This is a genomic window from Pseudomonas sp. 1 (genome assembly GCF_056626735.1).
This window is the reverse complement of sequence record NZ_JBWXMQ010000052.1, coordinates 1-835: the sequence shown is the minus strand read 5'-3', so window position 1 is coordinate 835 and position 835 is coordinate 1. Positions and strand designations below refer to the sequence as shown.

Below are 835 nucleotides of genomic sequence, written 5' to 3'. Positions count from 1 at the left end.
CTTGGGAAAGCGTGACAGCGGCCGCCACCCAGCAGTCGTCGGTCAGTCAGGCCGGTAAAACCACGATGGGTTTACTGGTCATCGGTTTCGAAAACCCCGACCCGGATGCCACCCAAGACAACCAGCATTTTTCGCTGGGCTTCAACTGCGGCGGTGGTACGACGGCGATGGCGTTGTGGGAGTGCACCCGTAGTTACATGGAAATAGGGCCAGAGGCAGTGCCTGAAAGTCGGGTTGGTATTGCTCCTTATGAAGAAACCCAAATCGGTTCGCTCATCGTTGATCTGCGCAAAGGGGACATGTTGAACGTTTTGTGGGGATTATTCTGCATTACGATTCTGGGCACTTATCTGGCGGAAAAGCTCCAGGACTGGAAGCTTCCCCATCCACCGGAATTGCCCCATCCCGACATCATCGAATGGTCAAAACCCCTCCCTCCCGAACAATGGGCCAAACGCTCCCAGGAGCTGGAAGTCGCCATTGCCAAACGCGAAGCCGAGCTGGCCGGACGAGTTGAGGCGCAGGTGTGAGCAAGCCAACCGCAGGCACTACGAAGAAGGGGATTTTTTCCCGCAATGATTATTTGGCGCCGCTGCCTGTTCCCACCGGCAGAAAACCTTCTGATGTGCTCAACATCATCTGGCGCAAAAACGAGGTATTTCTCGATATCGGTAACTACAGCATTGGCTCGGCGGTGATGGTGATGTGGCCGGGAGTAATGTTGTTTTTGGGACTGGCCTACGCCTTCGAAGACCCTGATGCGTTGATATTGGGCGCTTGTATTATGGCTCTCCCCGTTTTCTGGTTGATCCAGGGCCTCTTCCGCGAAGTCCCA

General features: G+C 55.1%; 2 pseudogenes. Both read left to right on the top strand.

The features are described from left to right. Positions 1-530: pseudogene (locus AC1MDC_RS28655) on the top strand (hypothetical protein); the annotation flags it as partial. Beyond that, positions 527-835 (top strand): annotated as a pseudogene (locus AC1MDC_RS28650) (hypothetical protein); the annotation flags it as partial. The pseudogenes AC1MDC_RS28655 and AC1MDC_RS28650, both read left to right, overlap by 4 nt.